Source organism: Methylosoma difficile (assembly GCF_054657615.1).
The window spans coordinates 308387-324836 of the sequence record NZ_BAAHYJ010000003.1 but is presented as its reverse complement, the minus strand read 5'-3'; the positions used below and the strand labels follow the sequence as shown (position 1 = coordinate 324836).

General features: G+C 48.3%; 10 protein-coding genes. 3 read left to right on the top strand and 7 right to left on the bottom strand.

Annotation, left to right across the window (positions count from 1 at the left end):
- Positions 1–14: 14 nt before the first annotated feature.
- Complete coding sequence (locus tag ACYQ1O_RS11040) at positions 15–2045, bottom strand: TonB-dependent receptor plug domain-containing protein (protein ID WP_459991741.1); 2031 nt, start codon at positions 2043–2045, stop codon at positions 15–17.
- Positions 2046–2191: 146 nt separating this feature from the next.
- The gene (locus tag ACYQ1O_RS11035) at positions 2192–2575 is read right to left on the bottom strand and encodes a winged helix-turn-helix transcriptional regulator (RefSeq protein ID WP_459991740.1); all 384 of its coding nucleotides are present in this window, start codon (positions 2573–2575) and stop codon (positions 2192–2194) included.
- Between the two features lie 114 nt (positions 2576–2689).
- On the opposite strand from ACYQ1O_RS11035, the gene ACYQ1O_RS11030 reads away from it, so the two are divergent.
- Positions 2690–3307 (top strand): glutathione S-transferase family protein, encoded by a 618-nt coding sequence (locus ACYQ1O_RS11030; RefSeq protein ID WP_459991739.1) that lies wholly within the window; start codon positions 2690–2692, stop codon positions 3305–3307.
- A 44-nt stretch (positions 3308–3351) separates the two neighbouring features.
- Here the strand turns inward: ACYQ1O_RS11030 and ACYQ1O_RS11025 are convergent, their stop codons facing one another.
- Together ACYQ1O_RS11025 and ACYQ1O_RS11020 are read right to left on the bottom strand one after the other, a co-directional pair.
- Positions 3352–5586, bottom strand: a complete 2235-nt coding sequence (locus ACYQ1O_RS11025; RefSeq protein ID WP_459991738.1) for a spermidine synthase — start codon at positions 5584–5586, stop codon at positions 3352–3354.
- Between the two features lie 147 nt (positions 5587–5733).
- Positions 5734–6417 carry a hypothetical protein gene (locus tag ACYQ1O_RS11020; RefSeq protein WP_459991737.1) on the bottom strand — a complete coding sequence of 228 codons (684 nt, stop codon included), beginning with the start codon at positions 6415–6417 and terminating at the stop codon, positions 5734–5736.
- A 371-nt stretch (positions 6418–6788) separates the two neighbouring features.
- On the opposite strand from ACYQ1O_RS11020, the gene ACYQ1O_RS11015 reads away from it, so the two are divergent.
- Together ACYQ1O_RS11015 and dbpA are read left to right on the top strand one after the other, a co-directional pair.
- Positions 6789–10226 (top strand): SbcC/MukB-like Walker B domain-containing protein, encoded by a 3438-nt coding sequence (locus tag ACYQ1O_RS11015; RefSeq protein ID WP_459991736.1) that lies wholly within the window; start codon positions 6789–6791, stop codon positions 10224–10226.
- A gap of 222 nt (positions 10227–10448) precedes the next feature.
- A complete protein-coding gene (dbpA, locus tag ACYQ1O_RS11010) occupies positions 10449–11828 on the top strand; it encodes an ATP-dependent RNA helicase DbpA (RefSeq protein ID WP_459991735.1) in 1380 nt (459 codons plus the stop codon).
- Between the two features lie 34 nt (positions 11829–11862).
- Here dbpA and ACYQ1O_RS11005 read toward each other — a convergent pair whose 3' ends face one another.
- The 3 genes from ACYQ1O_RS11005 to ACYQ1O_RS10995 form a co-directional block, all read right to left on the bottom strand.
- Positions 11863–14394 carry a chemotaxis protein CheB gene (locus ACYQ1O_RS11005; protein ID WP_459991734.1) on the bottom strand — a complete coding sequence of 844 codons (2532 nt, stop codon included), beginning with the start codon at positions 14392–14394 and terminating at the stop codon, positions 11863–11865.
- 332 nt (positions 14395–14726) lie between these two features.
- Complete coding sequence (locus ACYQ1O_RS11000; protein ID WP_459991733.1) at positions 14727–15503, bottom strand: hypothetical protein; 777 nt, start codon at positions 15501–15503, stop codon at positions 14727–14729.
- A gap of 142 nt (positions 15504–15645) precedes the next feature.
- Positions 15646–16389 carry a hypothetical protein gene (locus ACYQ1O_RS10995; protein WP_459991732.1) on the bottom strand — a complete coding sequence of 248 codons (744 nt, stop codon included), beginning with the start codon at positions 16387–16389 and terminating at the stop codon, positions 15646–15648.
- Between the last annotated feature and the right edge of the window lie 61 nt (positions 16390–16450).

The window sequence follows — 16450 nt, the reverse complement described above, 5'->3', positions numbered from 1 at the left end:
CAATCAAAGATGGTTTAAAACGACCAGCTAACTTTGCCGTAAAAACCACGATCAATAAGCGTTGATGTGGTTTGGAACTCCTGAACATACTCCAGATGACTGGAGTTGACCAAATTTTGTCCAACCACTGCCAACTCCAACTGCCGATAAGGCCGCCAAGCCATGCGTAAATCTAACGTGACATAAGAGTCTATGTTCTGAGAACCCGATTCGGTAACAATAAAGTTTTTGTCCACGTAACGTAGCCAAGCATCCAAATCAACATCATTCCTGGGCGAAAACGCAGCCCTTAAGGAGATACGGTGTTCTGGGCTGATAGCGGTGCTACTGGGGACGCCTTCGTGAATATGGGTTCGCAGCCAGCTGTAGTTTAAATCCCAGCGCCACCACTCAACCATTTGCCATATTGTTGATGCTTCAAATCCATAGGTTTCTGCTCTGCCACTGTTACGGATTATCACAGGCAATTGCCAAGGAAAGCCGTTTATATCTAACGCGCTAGGCTCACCAAACCGCAAGCCTTTGTATTCGTTATAAAATAAAGTAGCATCTAACGATACATTCTTATTAAAGCTGGTACGGTAACCCGCTTCATAGGTCAGTACTTGTTCGCTTTTAAAGCCGCTGTTGCCTTGTAATTGCGTGACAATCGGCGGCGAGGTAAACGGCGGAAACGGCAAGGCCTGTGGCGGGGTGACGTTGATTAATAAATCGAAGGCTTTTTCAGCACGGGAAGGCGTCCGTACCGATCGGGATACGCCCGCCCAAAACCGGTGTTGATGGTAGGGCGCCCACATAACACGGGCAGAAGGCTGGCCTTCAAAACCACTGTAGTCATTGTGTTCAAACTTGGAGCCTAGCGTTAACCACAATTTATTGTCCACCAAAGTCAGTTCGTCTTGAATAAAGCCGCTGAACAACTGGTCATTCACGCTCGTTGGTGTAATGTCGAAAATAGCCGAGCCGTTTGCCAACGTGGTGCCTTTAATAAAATCATGTCCATAACGGTAGTTAAGCCCCCAGACAATTTGCTGCCAATCCAAAAAACCAAAACGATGTTGGAAATCGACATCTAAGGTGTCGCGGCTATCGGTGTATTGGATTTCGTTGCGGGTGTAGGTATCGTAATAAACTTGCAGGGAGTAATCGGAAGTGGCAGAAAAAGTATGTTGCAAACGCCCTAGGAGGTTGCCGCCGGCACTGGGAATCGTGCCGGTTTGTTCAAAACTATAAGGTGCAGCCAATTGCTTGTAGGTGGAGGTTTGGCTGGCGTTGGATTGGTAAACATCGCCTTGAAAGGTTAAGGCATTGTGCTTATCCAGCTGCGAATCAATACGGAAACCGCCTTGTACCTTATCCCAGTCATCCCCTGCCCCACCGCCCGTCAGACGCGTATTTTGGTCGCGGTTAAAACCTTTTACATACGCCCTGCCCGTCGTATCGTCACCCCATTTAGCGCCATACCGGAAGGAACCAAAACCCAGCTCTTTCGAACCACCACCCACATTGAGTGATCCGCCTTGGGTTTGGGAAGAATGTTTGCTGATGATATTGATAACACCGTTTACCGCATTCGCCCCCCATAAGGTGGCGCCCGGGCCTCGGATGACTTCGATGCGGTCAACGTCTTCCATCATGACATCTTGGTTTTCCCAATACACGCCACTGAAGGAACGGGTATAAGCACTGCGCCCATCGATCAGCACCAATAATTTATTGGCAAAGCGACCATTAAAGCCGCGCGAGCTGACCGCCCATTTGTTCGAGTCTATCCTTGCCACATCCAAACCTGGTGCCAAACGCAACGCATCGGGAATGCTGGTGGCGCCCGACCGCTTAATGTCTTCACCGCTAATCACGAACACCGCTGCAGGAGCGTTATTAAGCGCTTGGGCTTTTTTACTGACCGAGGTGACTTCAACATTGAGCAAGTCTTCCACACTCATATCCAGTGCTTCGTTTTTATCGGCAGCAGCGGCTGTCAGCCCCTGCGCCATCAACGATAATAACAGGCCAAATTGCGTAAATTTTATTATTGTTCTCATACTACGCGTCCGTGGGTAAAACATAACTATGCCAGCTTAACTTTTATATATTCTAATAAGCAATTTTAGCCTAAGAGGCAATTAAAACCAGTCTGTCACCTATGAAAACCCATATAAAAATAACAAATAAAACGCAGTGAAAGGTCTTAGCGTTCCAGCAAGTCTTCCGGTTTTGCCGTCAAAAATCGCGCCGGTGGAGGAAATGAACCTGGCACATAATGATGCGCCCAAAGCCCTAGCTGTTGAATGACAGGTAACAAATCGGCACCTTTACGTGTTAACACATAGTCGTAGCGCGGCGGTTTGCTTTGGTAAGGTATTTTTTCGATGAGGCCATTATCTTCCAGCTGCCGTAACCGGCTCGCCAAAATATTCGTGGTAATGCCTTCGGGTGAGTTTTGGAAATCGCCGTACTTACGCTTACCCATGCACATATCGCGGATAATCAAAAGGCTCCATTTATCGCCAATCATATCCAGAGCGGTCGATAACGGGCAAAGTGAGCGGTAGTTTTGGTCTAAATTTTTCATCGGTCAACTTTAACAGAACTGTTACTTGTAAAAGAAAAGTGTCCATGCAACAATGCTGTCACTTGCTATTTGCAAGTAACAAAACCTCTACCCCACGCTAAATAAAAGGCTCATATGAAACTGTATCACTTCCCCATTTCCCCTAACTCACGCCGTGTCGTCGCCACCTTGCATCAGTTAGGTCTTGACTGCGAGCTGCACGTTGTCGACTTAAGGAAACGCGAGCAAATGCAGGCAGAATTTTTGCAGCTAAACCCTAACCATATGATTCCAATCTTAGAGGATGGTGACTTTGTACTGTGGGAATCGAATGCCATTATGCAGTACCTGTGCAGCAAAGTTCCAGGCAATTCCCTGTTACCGGCTGATGCCAAAACCCAAGCTGACATCAGCCGCTGGCAATTCTGGCAAAGCGCCCATTTTGGTAGTGCTTGCGGCATTTTCATTTCTGAAAATGTGATTAAACCGGCCTTTGGCCTTGGCGAACCCGACCTTGTAGAAGTCGCCAAAGGTGAAGAACGTTTCCACCGTTTTGCCAAAGTTTTGGATGCGCATCTGGTCGGCCGCGATTGGATGGTAGGCGATGCCGCTACTTTGGCGGACTTTTCAGTGGGCTCGTTATTGGCACTGGCAGAAATGGCCAAATATCCGGTTGAGCCTTATACCGAAATTAAACGTTGGTACGCAGGCATTGAAAAACTTTCCGTTTGGCAAAGCTCTGCGCCAAGATAAGCCTAACCGGAATCCATCACACGGCGTATAAATCGCACGTGTGGCTACTTCCAAATACGGACGATGTTGGTAAAGTCGTCCGTCCAGGTCGGCATATCAAAATACAAAGGCATTTTTTGCCATTGTCCCAAAGCACTTTGCGCCAAGGGTTCTAAAGTGGCTTCTTGCCTTGCCATCACCAACCAGTCAGTGGCAACCACCAAGGGCTGTTCTTGAAGCGGCACAAACTCTTGCACTAAAGCCGCGAGGTGTTGCTGTTCGGCATGGATGGACAAAACTTTTTTCAGCAGCAAATGGCGGTTGGTGATGTGGAAGGCCAAAATGCCATTCGGCTTCAGTTTTTTGAAATACAACTGCAAAGCTTCTTGGGTAAGCAAGTGTGTTGGCACAGCATCGGAGCTGAAAGCATCCATCACCAACAAATCAAAACTTTGGTCGGGTTCTTTGGCTAACGATAAGCGGGCATCGGCAACGCTCATTTTGGCATTGGGCGCGCATTGGCTCAGGTAGCTGAAATACTGGGTATTTTTGGCGATGTCCACCACCAGCGGGTCAATTTCGTAAAACGTCCACGTTTGGCTGGGTTTGGCATAACAGGCCAAAGCGCCCGCGCCTAAACCCACCACGCCGATATGCCAATCTGCATTGCTGGCATCGTATTCCTTAAACAACTGCCCCATAGGTCCCGGTTGGCTGTAATACGTCAGCGGAATTTTGCTTAAGCTGGCGGGCAAGCGCTGTGCGCCATGTTTGGTCGTGCCGTGGAACAGTTCATGGTAGCGTTCAGGTTGGCCCTGCGCGTCGGTCAATTCGCTTTCTCGTACCGACAGCACACCAAAAAAAGTCCGCTCCTGATACAAGGTGTGCGATGACAAGCCGTGTACTCCCAAAGCCAGGAAAATAATCACACCATTCACCAACGCGTAAGCCATAGGACGCTTTCTGACCATAAAATTAAGTACGGTCAAGAAAATCAAGGTCAGCACAATCACGTCAAAATAATCGAGCAGATTATCAACCCAAGCATAAGTGGATAAGCCGCAAACCAATAAGACCAACGGTGCGCTCAGCTCGGTCAACAAACGGCTACCCGCTGGCAAATGCAAGCCAGGACGCAGCAACAGCGCGGCAACAATCATAATGGGGTATTCGTACACGCCATTAAACAAAACCGGCGCGACAAAGGTATTGAACAGACCACCTAACATGCCGGCAAACGACATAATCAAGTAGTAGCGGGTGAGATGTGCGGTGTGCGGACGGCGGTTGGCCAATTCGCCATGACAGACCATAATGGCAAAAAAGAAGGCCAGCAAATGCAAGATCAGATACATCCAATACGGCAAATCAGCCGGATTGATAAACGAGTAGGCAATAAACGGCACCAAAAATAGCGCCTGCGCCTTGACCATCAACGGATGGATGCGGACGTTCCAATTGGAAAACACCAAAATGAACGACAACAAGTAAAAGGTCAGCGGAATAATCCACAACAGCGGTACCGAAGCAATATCGGTACTGATGAAATTGGTCAAGCCCAGCAATAAGCTGGATGGCACAAACGCCAACGCTAACCAATACGCTTGCGTTGCCACGCTGAGCGGCGGCGGCGCATTATCATCTGCTGTTGCTACCGCACCAGCCGCTTGGTTTTTCCATAACACCGTCGCGCAAGCCGCCACTAACAAGCACAGCAAGACAAAACCGATGCTCCAAAAAGATTGTTGCGCCGCCAACCCCACCTGCGGTTCGATGACAAAAGGATAGGCTAATAGGGCTAAGAGACTGCCGACATTGCTGGCAGCATAGAGAAAATAAGGGTCATCGCTATTTTTGTGTCCGCTTTGGGCAAACCATTTCTGCAACAGCGGCGAAGTGGTCGAAACCACAAAAAACGGCAAGCCTATCGACAGTAACAAAATCCACAGCAACCAAAAGCTGGGGTTGCCTTCGGTGGGCGGTTGCAAATCATCGGGTAAAGCCACCGGCAAAGCGACAAAACTGAGCAGCAAAACCAAACCATGCACAAGGATTTGCTGACGCGCCTGTAAACGCGTGGACACTAAATGCGCGTACAAATAACCAAAAAACAACACGCTTTGGTAAAACACCATGCAGGTGTTCCATACGGCTGGCGAACCGCCCAGCAAAGGCAGGAGCAATTTTCCAAACAATGGCTGCAACACAAACATCAGCGAGGCGCTGATAAATAAGGTGCAGGCAAACATGAGGATCAGGGGTAAGGCGCGGGAGGTTTGGGCAGCTGGCTTCATGGTCATGCTTTATAGTTATTCTTAGCAGTCAAGATGCGCTAATGATAAAGCATTTAAAGGAATAATAAGCAGCAATTACAAGATAGGCCAAGACAATTGATAAAGCGGCAAACCATTTGGGTTTGCCGCCGTTCGCCAGGCAAAACGTAAAGCTTATTGGCGTTTACGTTTTGCCGTCGCAACCAAACCGGCAAAAGCCGAACCAAACAACCAAATGGCAGCCGGAACGGGTGTCGCATAAGATTGGGCAGAAGAAGAAAGGAATTCAGCACGAAGGCCGATAGGATTTCCGGCATCTTGCTTGTTGTTTTTCACAACAAAATCAAGCGTATTCAAACCCACTTTGAACAAACCGCTCGTTGCAGCAAACGAATACCATTGGGTAAAACCTGAAGCCGTACCAATTTGTACACCATTCAAATAAGCAACCGCTGAATTATCCGCAGCAAAATGACCGGTAAATGCAGCCGTTGACGCATCTAAACCTGTCAGGCTGAAGCTTAAAGACCACTTCCAATAACCATCGCCATTGGCAACGGGGTCATAGGACTCCGATCTGTTTGCGCTAGGCGTCAACCAATGCGAGCTTGAGCTATCCGCCAACCAAGGGCCGATAGGAAAACCAGAACCCACTTGCGCGTAACTGTATCCGTAGTTGGTACCGGCATCTTTGCCCGCCACTTTAGTTAACGTGTAATTAGTATCTTGAGTGCCTGAAACCGTAATACCGGCACCTGTGTTAAACAAGCCAGGAATAGAAGCCGCATTGGCACTGATAGGATTAACAGCCAACCAAGCCGCTGCCAAACCGATAAAAGCTAATGATTTAACGTTCATTAAAAACCTTTTTAAAAAATAAAAAAACGATAGAGATATTAAAAACCTACGGCGGATTATACAGAAATAGATAAATATGTGAACTCAATCACAGAAATTTTTTTGCTATTTACGCACCAACAATGCTAGTGCAAACATAAAATACCCTCGCCTTCCTTAACCTAAGCAAAACCAACACTCCCATTTCTATGTTTTTTTAGGAACCCGCTTATTCAAACCCCATCTTGGCTTCCTTAAGCCTGCCCAAAGCCTCCTCACAACCACCCTATTCCAGCCTTTTAAATACGTGCTTAGTATTAATACCCCGACCAGCGTTATAATGCCGCCTTCGAATTTTTTTTGCCGTTGTTGTCGCCAGCATTGCTCACCTTATGAAAATACTTAATATTTATTTCAAAAATATCAACGCATTAGAAGGTGAAAACCGCATCAACTTCGAGCAACCACCGTTTTCCGACACCGGCGTGTTTGCCATCACCGGCCCCAACGGCTCCGGTAAATCCAGTATTCTCGACGCCATCACCCTAGGCTTATACGGCGAAACGTTCCGCTTTGACCGCCCCGCCAGCTTTGTGATGACGAAACGGACAGCAGAATCGTTTGCCATTGTTGAATTTGCCCTAGGCCCACAAAAATATCGCTCCAGTTGGCGGGTACAGCGCGAAGGCGGCTTGGCTGACGGCGACTTATTGCCCGCAGAAATGCAATTGCTGCGCCTTGATGACGGCGCATTGCTGGCTGACAACACGGCTAATGTCTGCAACCGCATGCTGGAAATCACTGGCCTTAATTTCCGCAACTTCACACGCTCGGTTTTGTTGGCACAAGGCGATTTCGCGACCTTCTTAAATGCGCTGGACAACGAACGCATGGATATTCTGGAAAATATCCTCAGTACCGACATCTACAGCGATTACAAAAACGAAGCCAACCAAAAAGCCGAACAAGCCCTCACCATTATTAATGGCCTGAACCAGCAGTTGAAAGACATCCCGTTGCTCGACACCGTCAAGCTTGATGCCGCACAAGAAGACTTGCAGGACTTCATCGAACAAACCCAAACTTTAAAAAGCGAGCAAAAACAGCTACAAAATCAACAGCAAGTTGTCTCCAGCATCAGCAGCTTCCAAGAGCAGATCAGCAAACAGAAGCAAGCGCTAAAAGACACCAAAGCGCAATTGCAAAGCACCCAGCAAGCCTTGGCTGAAGTCGATGCCGTCCAAGCCGCTGCCACCTTCGCCGATGATGTCGCCACCTTGGCAAACAAAGATAAAGACGTGAAACGCACCCGCAGCTCATTGGCAAGCCTGCACGACGAGCTGCAACAAATCAGCCTTCGCCTTGGCAACCACCCCATTAGCGAAACTGACAAGCTCAGACCGTTTGCCCAACAAATGCAAACCATTAGCGAGCTTAAAGAACAAGTCAACTTCCACGCCGCCAACCGGCAATCGGAAACTAGCTTGTGGCAATCACTAGGCATTCAAATCAATGAAAAAAAATCCGCCTTGACCAGCGTCGAAAACTGGCTGCAAGACCATACCAATGATGCCATCTTGCTGGAAAAATTTCCGGAAACGGCGCGTTTGAAAACGCTGCGCAATGAATGGGTGGAGTTAAGCGAACGGCAAAAACTGCTGGGCAAGGCCTCGAAAAAAACCTATTCCACCCTGCAAAGCAGCCAATCGTCATTAAGCAAAACTGACAACAAACTCAAACTGCTGGAACAACAACTGGCAAACGCCGAAGAACAGCTGGAAGCCCTCGCGCCCGGCAAAACCTTCGCCGATCTGGAAGCCTTACGGCAAGAACAACAGCAGCGCCTAAAAGACTTCACCTTATTGAACAATTTGACGATAGGCCACCGCAACCTTGTCGGCAGCAGTGGTTTTCTTGGTTTTTTTGCCACCAAGGACGAAACCGTCCCTGACCCTGATGCCTTGGAACGCGATCTGGAAAACCTTAGACAAGAGCTAAAGCGCGAAGAGAATATTGGCTTGGCGCTTGAAGATGCCGTATTCCGCGAAAGCCAGTTTAAAAAAATGCACGCTGACCGTCGGCACTTGCAAGACGGCAAGCCTTGTCCGTTGTGCGGATCAAACCAGCATCCTTACGCCAAAAGACTGCCGATAGCGGCGGATTCGGTCAAAGCCCTTGCCGACCAACACGTCAAGCTTAAATTTTTGGCGGTGCGCATTGAAAACACTGAAAAAGCCATTGTCGTCGCCAAAAAGCAGCTGGAAAAATACCAAGCCAAACAAGTCCGCATCCAACAAATCAAAGGCCAATGGACAGCCCTTTGCAACCGCCTGAACATTGCCAACCCTGACCTGACCATTGAACGCTTGGGAAAAATCAAGCATCTGTTGCAAGTTGAAACCCACCAGTTGCAAGAAATCAACGCCTTGGTTAGCCGCTACCGCAGCCAACAAGCCAGTATTACCAAACTTAAAGCGCGTCTTACGAAAAACACTGACTTGCAAGAACGCCTGCAAAACAATAGCCAAGCGTTGGATTCCGCATGGCAAGGCCGCTCCAGCGAACAACTGGCTAACGATGCCGCCTTGTTAAAATGCCAGCAAGAAGAAAAGGAAGTGACCGAACGGGTCACCGCGCAACTGGCGGCACTGGGTGAAAAAATGCCCGCCAAAGGCCAAGAGGATGAATTGTTTGAACGGCTTAACCTGCGCCGGCAAACCTATCTGGAATACAGCGGACGGCGCAGTACCCTCACCGATGACTTGGCAATCCTGACCGCCAAACAAGCAACTTGCCAAACCGAAATTGACAACTGCAACCAGCAATTGGGCATCTACAGCAACCAACTGCAAAATGAAGAATTCATCGGCCTGCATTTGACCTTAACCGAAAAACAAAAACTGGTCGCCGCCCAAGAACAGCTGCTAACACAACACGAAGTCAGCGAATACAACTTAAAGCAAGCCTTGTACAACCGCTTGCAGGACAGCCCGTTCGCCGACCTGAACGAACTGACCGCTGCACTCGAACTGCTGGAAACAAGACCGAAATTGCTAAAAAAACAAATCGAGCTGGAAACAGGGGTCGCGCAAAAAACGGCGGAACTGGAACGCGATGCCGCGCAATTGGAAAAAGACTTTATCACTGCCGAACAAGCGCCCAGCGCAGAAGAGCTTACCGCATCCATAAAACGCAATGGCGAACAGCTGGACATTGCCCAACTGGAAGCCCAGCGCCTGCAAAAATTGCTGCAAGAACAAAAACAATGGCAGCAACAACACGATAGCTTAACAACCGAACTGCGCAAACAAGAAGCGCTAGCCCAACCGCTTTTGGACGAGGCCGAACGCATCCGCAACGAAAGCGGCATGGCCTTCCGCCGCCGCGTACAAATGCGCGTCGCCGAACGCTTGTTGTCGCAAACCAATGCCATGCTGGAAAAAATCAGCGGACGTTACTATTTGCGGCAAGCCGACAGTGAACAAGGCCTGGCCCTAGAAATTGAAGACACGCTGCAAGGCAACGCCAGACGCCTGCCCAAAACCCTATCAGGCGGAGAAAGTTTTGTCGTCAGCTTGGCCTTGGCCTTAGGCTTGTCCGAACTCGCCAGCAACGGCAAATCGGTGGATTCGCTATTCCTTGACGAAGGCTTCGGCAACTTGGATTCCGAAGCCCTGTTCACCGTCATCACCACCCTGGAAAGGCTGCACACGCATGGCAAAATGGTGGGCGTCATTTCGCATGTCGATGTCGTGAAAAAACGCTTCAAAGCGCAATTGCAATTGGTGAAAAAACCCAATGGCTTAGGCGCATTGAAAAAGGCCTCGTAATAAGCCTAGCGACGGGCGCAAATTTGCAGCGGCATTACGTTCGTCAGGCAACAACGAATGCCTCTGCAAATCTAAACCTAGATAGCGCCGTCAGTCGTTTTTAAAATGACCCGCCACTGATACAAATAACACGGGTTTTATACAGATTCACAGCCAGACTTGTTATCATAAGCCATTGAATGCTGGCACTTCGCCGCTGTTCGCCTGACCAAAGAGCTTTTTGTGACTACCGCCTTTTCCACGTTACCCCTAAACCCCGCCTTACTCGACAATATCGCCTCGCTAGGCTACACGCAACTCACCCCCATCCAAGCGGAAGCCTTGCCGCATATTTTGGACGGCAAAGACATCATCGCCCAAGCCAAAACCGGCAGTGGCAAAACCGCCGCCTTCGGTATCGGCTTGCTATCGCGCATCGACTTCAGCCGTTTTAGCGTGCAAGCCTTGGTGATTTGTCCAACCCGCGAGCTGGCAGATCAAGTCTGCAAAGAACTGCGCTTGCTGGCGCGGTTTACCCAAAACGTGAAAATCTTATCGTTGTGCGGGGGTGTTCCGAGCCGACCACAAGTTGATTCATTGGAACACGGCGTACATATCGTGGTGGGTACGCCAGGCCGCTTGCAGGAACATCTCCGCAAACGCAACCTGCGCCTTAACCATTTGCAAACCTTGGTGCTGGATGAAGCTGACCGCATGTTGGACATGGGCTTTGCCGATGCCATATCGGATGTCATTTCCTACGCCCCCAAACAACGGCAAACCTTGCTGTTTTCGGCGACCTATTCCGACCCTATCCGCGACATCAGCAAGCGCTTCCAAAACCAGCCGATCAGCGTCAGCATCGACAACACCCATCTCGACAGTGTTATCGAACAGCGTTTTTTCCGTGTTGACAAAGCCAAACGGATGAATGCCTTAGGCTATTTGTTAGCCTATCACCGACCTGAATCGACTGTGGTTTTCTGCAACACCAAACGCGAATGCCAAGACATTACCAGCGCTTTGGACAATTGCGGCTTTTCCGTACAAGCCTTGCACGGCGATTTAGAGCAAAAACAGCGCGACCAAGTGCTGGTGCGTTTCGCCAATAAAAGCTGCTCGATTTTAGTCGCCACCGATGTTGCCGCCCGTGGTTTGGATATTAAAGACTTGCAAGCGGTCATCAATTACGAATTGCCGTGGGATCCGGAAATTTATGTGCACCGCATAGGGCGTACCGGACGTGCAGGCAAACAAGGTTTGGCGTTAAGTTTGTGCCTTGAAACCGAAATGGAGCGCGTTAAAGCAGTGGAAGAATATTTGAAAATCACCGCCAAATGGGACGAAGTCGCGCCTTTCCAATTGGATGACCAAGAACGTTTCCAACCACCCATGGCGACCTTATGGATAGACGGCGGACGTAAAAACAAACTCCGCCCGGGTGATATTTTGGGCGCATTAACCGGCGAAGGCGGTATTGCAGGCAGTGACATCGGCAAAATTACTATTTTTGACGATCAAGCTTATGTGGCGGTCAGCCAAGAAAGCGTCGATGCCGCCTTGGCATGGCTGAAGCAAGGCAAGATTAAAGGCAAGAATTTTATGGTACGGAAATCGAAATAAAAACGGGCATTGCTGCAAGAAAGCTTTATCGGCTTTAAGGCAAATTGCCCCGCAATTGGGCTTCCAACATTTTAGTTTCGGTAATATCAATCAAGGTAATTACCACGCCATCAATCACGTTGTTTTGGGTGCGGTACGGCATGATGCGTACCTTATAAAAAAACTGCCCGTCGCGGGTTTTGATTTGTTTTTCAATAAACACCAGGGTGTGCAACACGCTTTGCGCGTCCTGATACAATTGCGGATAATCAAGGTCGGTCACAATATCCGTCAATGGGCGTCCGACATCACTGGCAATCAGCTTGTACAAGTGAGTTACATGATTGGTGAAGCGGCGGATATTAAGGGCATCATCCAAAAATATGGTGGCGATTTCCATACTATTGAGCAGATTGTTCATGTCGTTGTTCACCCACGACAGGTCGGTAACCTTGGCTTGTAGCTCGGCATTCACGGTTTGCAATTCTTCGTTCAAGGATTGCATTTCTTCTTTGGAAGTCGTCAGTTCTTCATTGGCGGATTGCAGTTCTTCGTTAGTCGACTGCAATTCTTCAATGGCGGAAGTCAATTCTTCTTGTGATGTTTGCGCGGCTTCCATCAAGCTTTGGATTTTTTCTAAGGCTTTATCCAGCTCGTCTTGCAGAGTCTGTAAATCGGCACTGGGTGAATGGCGGACGCGTTTTCTAATTTTAGGCGTTGCAACATCACTAAAGATGACCAGTGCCAACCCCTTTAAGGATTCGGGGCTGCTAAAAACCTGCACGGTGAGGTCGATCATTTGGCTGCCGCCATTGGTACCCACCATCAAGCTTCGTAATACAACTGCCTCAGATTGTTGTTGAGCCTGCTTTAATGCACCAAAGAGTTCATTCCGTAAGCCTTCACGGGACATGGCATGAATATTCAAATTGGCTTTTCCCACAGCCGTCTCCAGATACTTGCCCGTCCGTCCATGGACATAGAGAATGTCACCTTCGGCATTGACCACCACCGCTGCAGGTGAATATTTGTCCAGTAAACGCCGCTCAACCTGGCTTTGCAGATTTATAATGGGTTTTGTTGCCACTGTCTTTGACTGAGTCATGGTTGCTGAAGGTAAATATTTGGTGGGGAATTCGATGTCTGTGATAGGCAGGTTTTTTTCAATTCGCTGGTACAAATGCGACGGGCTATCGATGACGGCAAACAAGTCAGTTAAGCTACCGATGGTTTCGGCGCTACCCAGCAATAACAAGCCGTGGGCAGCCAAGGCATAATGAAATAGGGGGATGAGTTTTTTCTGTAGCTCCGGGCTTAAATAAATCAGCAGGTTGCGACAGAAGAGCATATCCAGCTTGGTGAAGGGTGGATCCATGATAATGTTTTGTTTGGCAAAAATTACCATTTCACGGATTTCTTTATTGATGCGGTAGCCATTGTCTTGCACCTCAAAAAAGCGGCCCAACCGCTCTGGCGAGACATTACCGGCAATATTTGAGGGGTAAACCCCATGACGGGCTTTCCCAACCGCATCGTCATCGAGATCGGTAGCGAAAACCTGCAATTTAAACTTATATTCAAGCTGGCATTCCACTAAGACTTCCTTAAACAGCATCGCCAGCGAATAAGCTTCTTCGCCGGTCGAGCAAGCCGGTATCCAAGCTCGCATTTCCTTGCCAAATGGGTATTTCGCCAGCAGCGCCGGGATAGCGTTACTTTTAAGTTGTTCCCATACCACCGTATCACGAAAGAAATGGGTGACACCAATCAGCAATTCCTTAAAGAGTAAATCCAGTTCCTGTGGGTTTTCACGCAGAAAGCTGACATAGTTAGTGATGATGCCAATCTGATGAATGCCCATGCGCCGTTCAATCCGGCGATAGAGGGTATGCTTTTTATAAAGAGAAAAGTCGTTACCGGTTCGCGTGTGCAGTAACATCACGATTTGTTCCAGCGCGCTTTTTGATTTAATGTCCGTTACCGGCGTTGGAACCGTAAACCACCCCTCCCTACTTTGCTGGAGACAAGCGGCTATTTTTTCCCAGAGCGTTTCCGGGGCGGCGATAATATCCGCCAATCCTGCATTGATGGCGCTAAGCGGCATGGCATCGAATTTTGCGGAATCTGGCGATTGGGCGAATACCAACCCTGATTTTTCCTTGATAGCACGTAGGCCAAGCGTACCGTCTGAACCCATGCCCGACAATACGATGCCGATAGCCCGCTCGTGTTGGTCATCCGCCAGCGCTTGGAAGAAAAAATCAATTGGCAGACGCAATCCGCGTGGGGCGCTGGGGGCAAGCAGATGTAGCTTGCCTTGCCGTATAGACAGGTCTTTATTGGGAGGGATCACATATACGCAATCCATCTCAACACTGACGCCTTCGACGACCTGCGTAACTTTCATCGCGGTCACGCGTTGCAATAATTCCGGCAGAATGCCTTGGTGGGTGGGGTCAAGATGCTGTATGACCACAAATCCCGCCCCACTGCCGAGCGGAACATGGGTAAAAAATTGTTCGAGGGCTTCCAATCCACCCGCCGATGCACCAATGCCGATAATAATGGGCGTGCTTTCTGGATTCACAGATGTGTGATGGGCAGATCCGGAATCTGCAATTTTTCAAATGTCATCTGCTAGTCCAGTCTGGATTAGACTGCTGGAAAACCTTGACCATCGCTATCTTCCTGAAAATAAGTATGGCTGTGATGCTATCACCGAAAGAAAGGAAAAACTAATGGTAATGACGTTGTCCATTACATTAGACAGCGGCATCGGACGTTGATGACCACTGATTAATGAGAAAATCTGTTCAATTTGGTAAGGATGCCAACAATTGCGCCCTGCCAAAACTATTGCCAATAAAGCTAATTAAAAGCGTATCTTTTTGAAGATACGCTAATTATCAAGCCTTCTTACTAGCGCAATAAATCCATAACGCCTTTATTGATCTCTTGTTGCGCTCTTTCTTTGGCCATTTGCTTTGCTGCGTCCGCAGGATTAGCGGCTAAACTTTTCAACTGGTTAGCTTGATCCAAAACCTGTTGAGCAGCTCCCAAATTCTGTACAGCATTCGGGGCAATACCACCAACAGCGTTCGTGATTTTGTCTTTAACTACATCCGCCGCGCGTTGCTCGATAGCATTTTGGATGATATTGCCGGCATTCGGTACGCCATTTTTAAGCTGTTGGACTTGTTCAACAACTTGGCTGGCAGCACCCAAGTTTTGCACGGCATTCGGGGCAATACCACCAACAGCGTTCGTGATTTTGTCTTTAACTACATCCGCCGCGCGTTGCTCGACGGCATTTTGGATGATATTACCGGCATTCGGCACGCCATTTTTAAGCTGTTGGGCTTGCTCAACAACTTGGACGGCGGCACCCAAATTCTGTACGGCGTTCGGGGCAATGCCGCCAACAGCGTTTGTGATTTTGTCTTTAACCACTTCCGTGGCCTGTTGCTTAACGGCATTTTGGATGATGCTAGCGGCGTTCGGTACGCCATTTTTAAGCTGTTGGGCTTGTTCGACTGCCTGGCTGGCAGCCTCGACATTTTTGACTGTTTCTGGTGCGGCGTTGGTGGCGGCATTTTTTAGTAATTGTTTGCCTGCACTTTCCAACAAATTGAAATCCGCCAGTACCGCTGGCGAGGCCAATAAAGCGGAAACCAATAAAATTGTATTGTTTTTCATGCGTACATCCTCCGTAGGGTGGTTCGAACGAGCAGCATACTACACTTCGACCATCCGAAAACCATTAATCATTAGGTTAACCATGCCTTCTGCCCATAAAAAAACCCGATATTGCCAAGCAATATCGGGTTTTTGTTTAAGGCTAATTTAGCTTAGTTTTTAGCCGTTGTTTTTTTCTTGCCACGCCCATCATCGCCAAAAATGCCGAGCCAAATAGCCAAACGGCTCCTGGAATAGGTGTTGGATAGCCGCCATCAACAGGTTTGTCATTAACAAACGAATCCGAATCGTCTTTACAACCCTCTGACGCGATAGATCTGACGTGTAAACCAACGCGGATTTTTTCATGGATAAAGGCGGATTGCACATCGTTAAATGCACTGCCTGTTTTTAATTTAATAACAATTCCCAAAATATCATTGTTGCTGTTAACGCCGTTTGAAGGACCGCCATTACCTACATCTGCACCAAATCCACTGGTTGCACCAAATGGATTGGCAAGGCTATTGCCGGATGGCAAATTGGACGGATTAAGTCTTGAGCCGAAATTGGTAAAACCGCTAATGCTGTTGATTATTTTTGTTTGACTTAAAAAAATGTGGTTGGTCGTATCGTCATCAAAATAAACCTCACTAATGTTCGAGGCATTACCTACTGCATTAGTGAAAGTAAATAAGATTTCATTAGAGGCAATAGTTTTGCCAAACAATGTTGCAGCACTGGCTTGGTCGCTTACTGACATTTTAAGCTGATTAGCTATGTTGTTTGTGCTGTTCGACGTAATTCTGCTGAAAGATAAAGTAATTGAGCTGGCATAAGCGTTGGCAGAAAACACAAAAGCAACCAGCAAAGCCACCAAAAAAGAAGCGGTGTTGATAGTTTTCATAAAATAGATCTCTTTTCATTTTAAGTGAAACTAAACATCGGCAAGCCGCACTGAAAGGTGG

What these genes read in the sequence shown, in the direction of transcription:
- ACYQ1O_RS11040 (WP_459991741.1), bottom strand. Translation starts at nt 2,045, where the DNA reads ATGAGAACAATAATAAAATTTACGCAATTTGGCCTGTTATTATCGTTG.
- ACYQ1O_RS11035 (WP_459991740.1), bottom strand. Translation starts at nt 2,575, where the DNA reads ATGAAAAATTTAGACCAAAACTACCGCTCACTTTGCCCGTTATCGACC.
- ACYQ1O_RS11030 (WP_459991739.1), top strand. Translation starts at nt 2,690, where the DNA reads ATGAAACTGTATCACTTCCCCATTTCCCCTAACTCACGCCGTGTCGTC.
- ACYQ1O_RS11025 (WP_459991738.1), bottom strand. Translation starts at nt 5,586, where the DNA reads ATGACCATGAAGCCAGCTGCCCAAACCTCCCGCGCCTTACCCCTGATC.
- ACYQ1O_RS11020 (WP_459991737.1), bottom strand. Translation starts at nt 6,417, where the DNA reads ATGAACGTTAAATCATTAGCTTTTATCGGTTTGGCAGCGGCTTGGTTG.
- ACYQ1O_RS11015 (WP_459991736.1), top strand. Translation starts at nt 6,789, where the DNA reads ATGAAAATACTTAATATTTATTTCAAAAATATCAACGCATTAGAAGGT.
- ACYQ1O_RS11000 (WP_459991733.1), bottom strand. Translation starts at nt 15,503, where the DNA reads ATGAAAAACAATACAATTTTATTGGTTTCCGCTTTATTGGCCTCGCCA.
- ACYQ1O_RS10995 (WP_459991732.1), bottom strand. Translation starts at nt 16,389, where the DNA reads ATGAAAACTATCAACACCGCTTCTTTTTTGGTGGCTTTGCTGGTTGCT.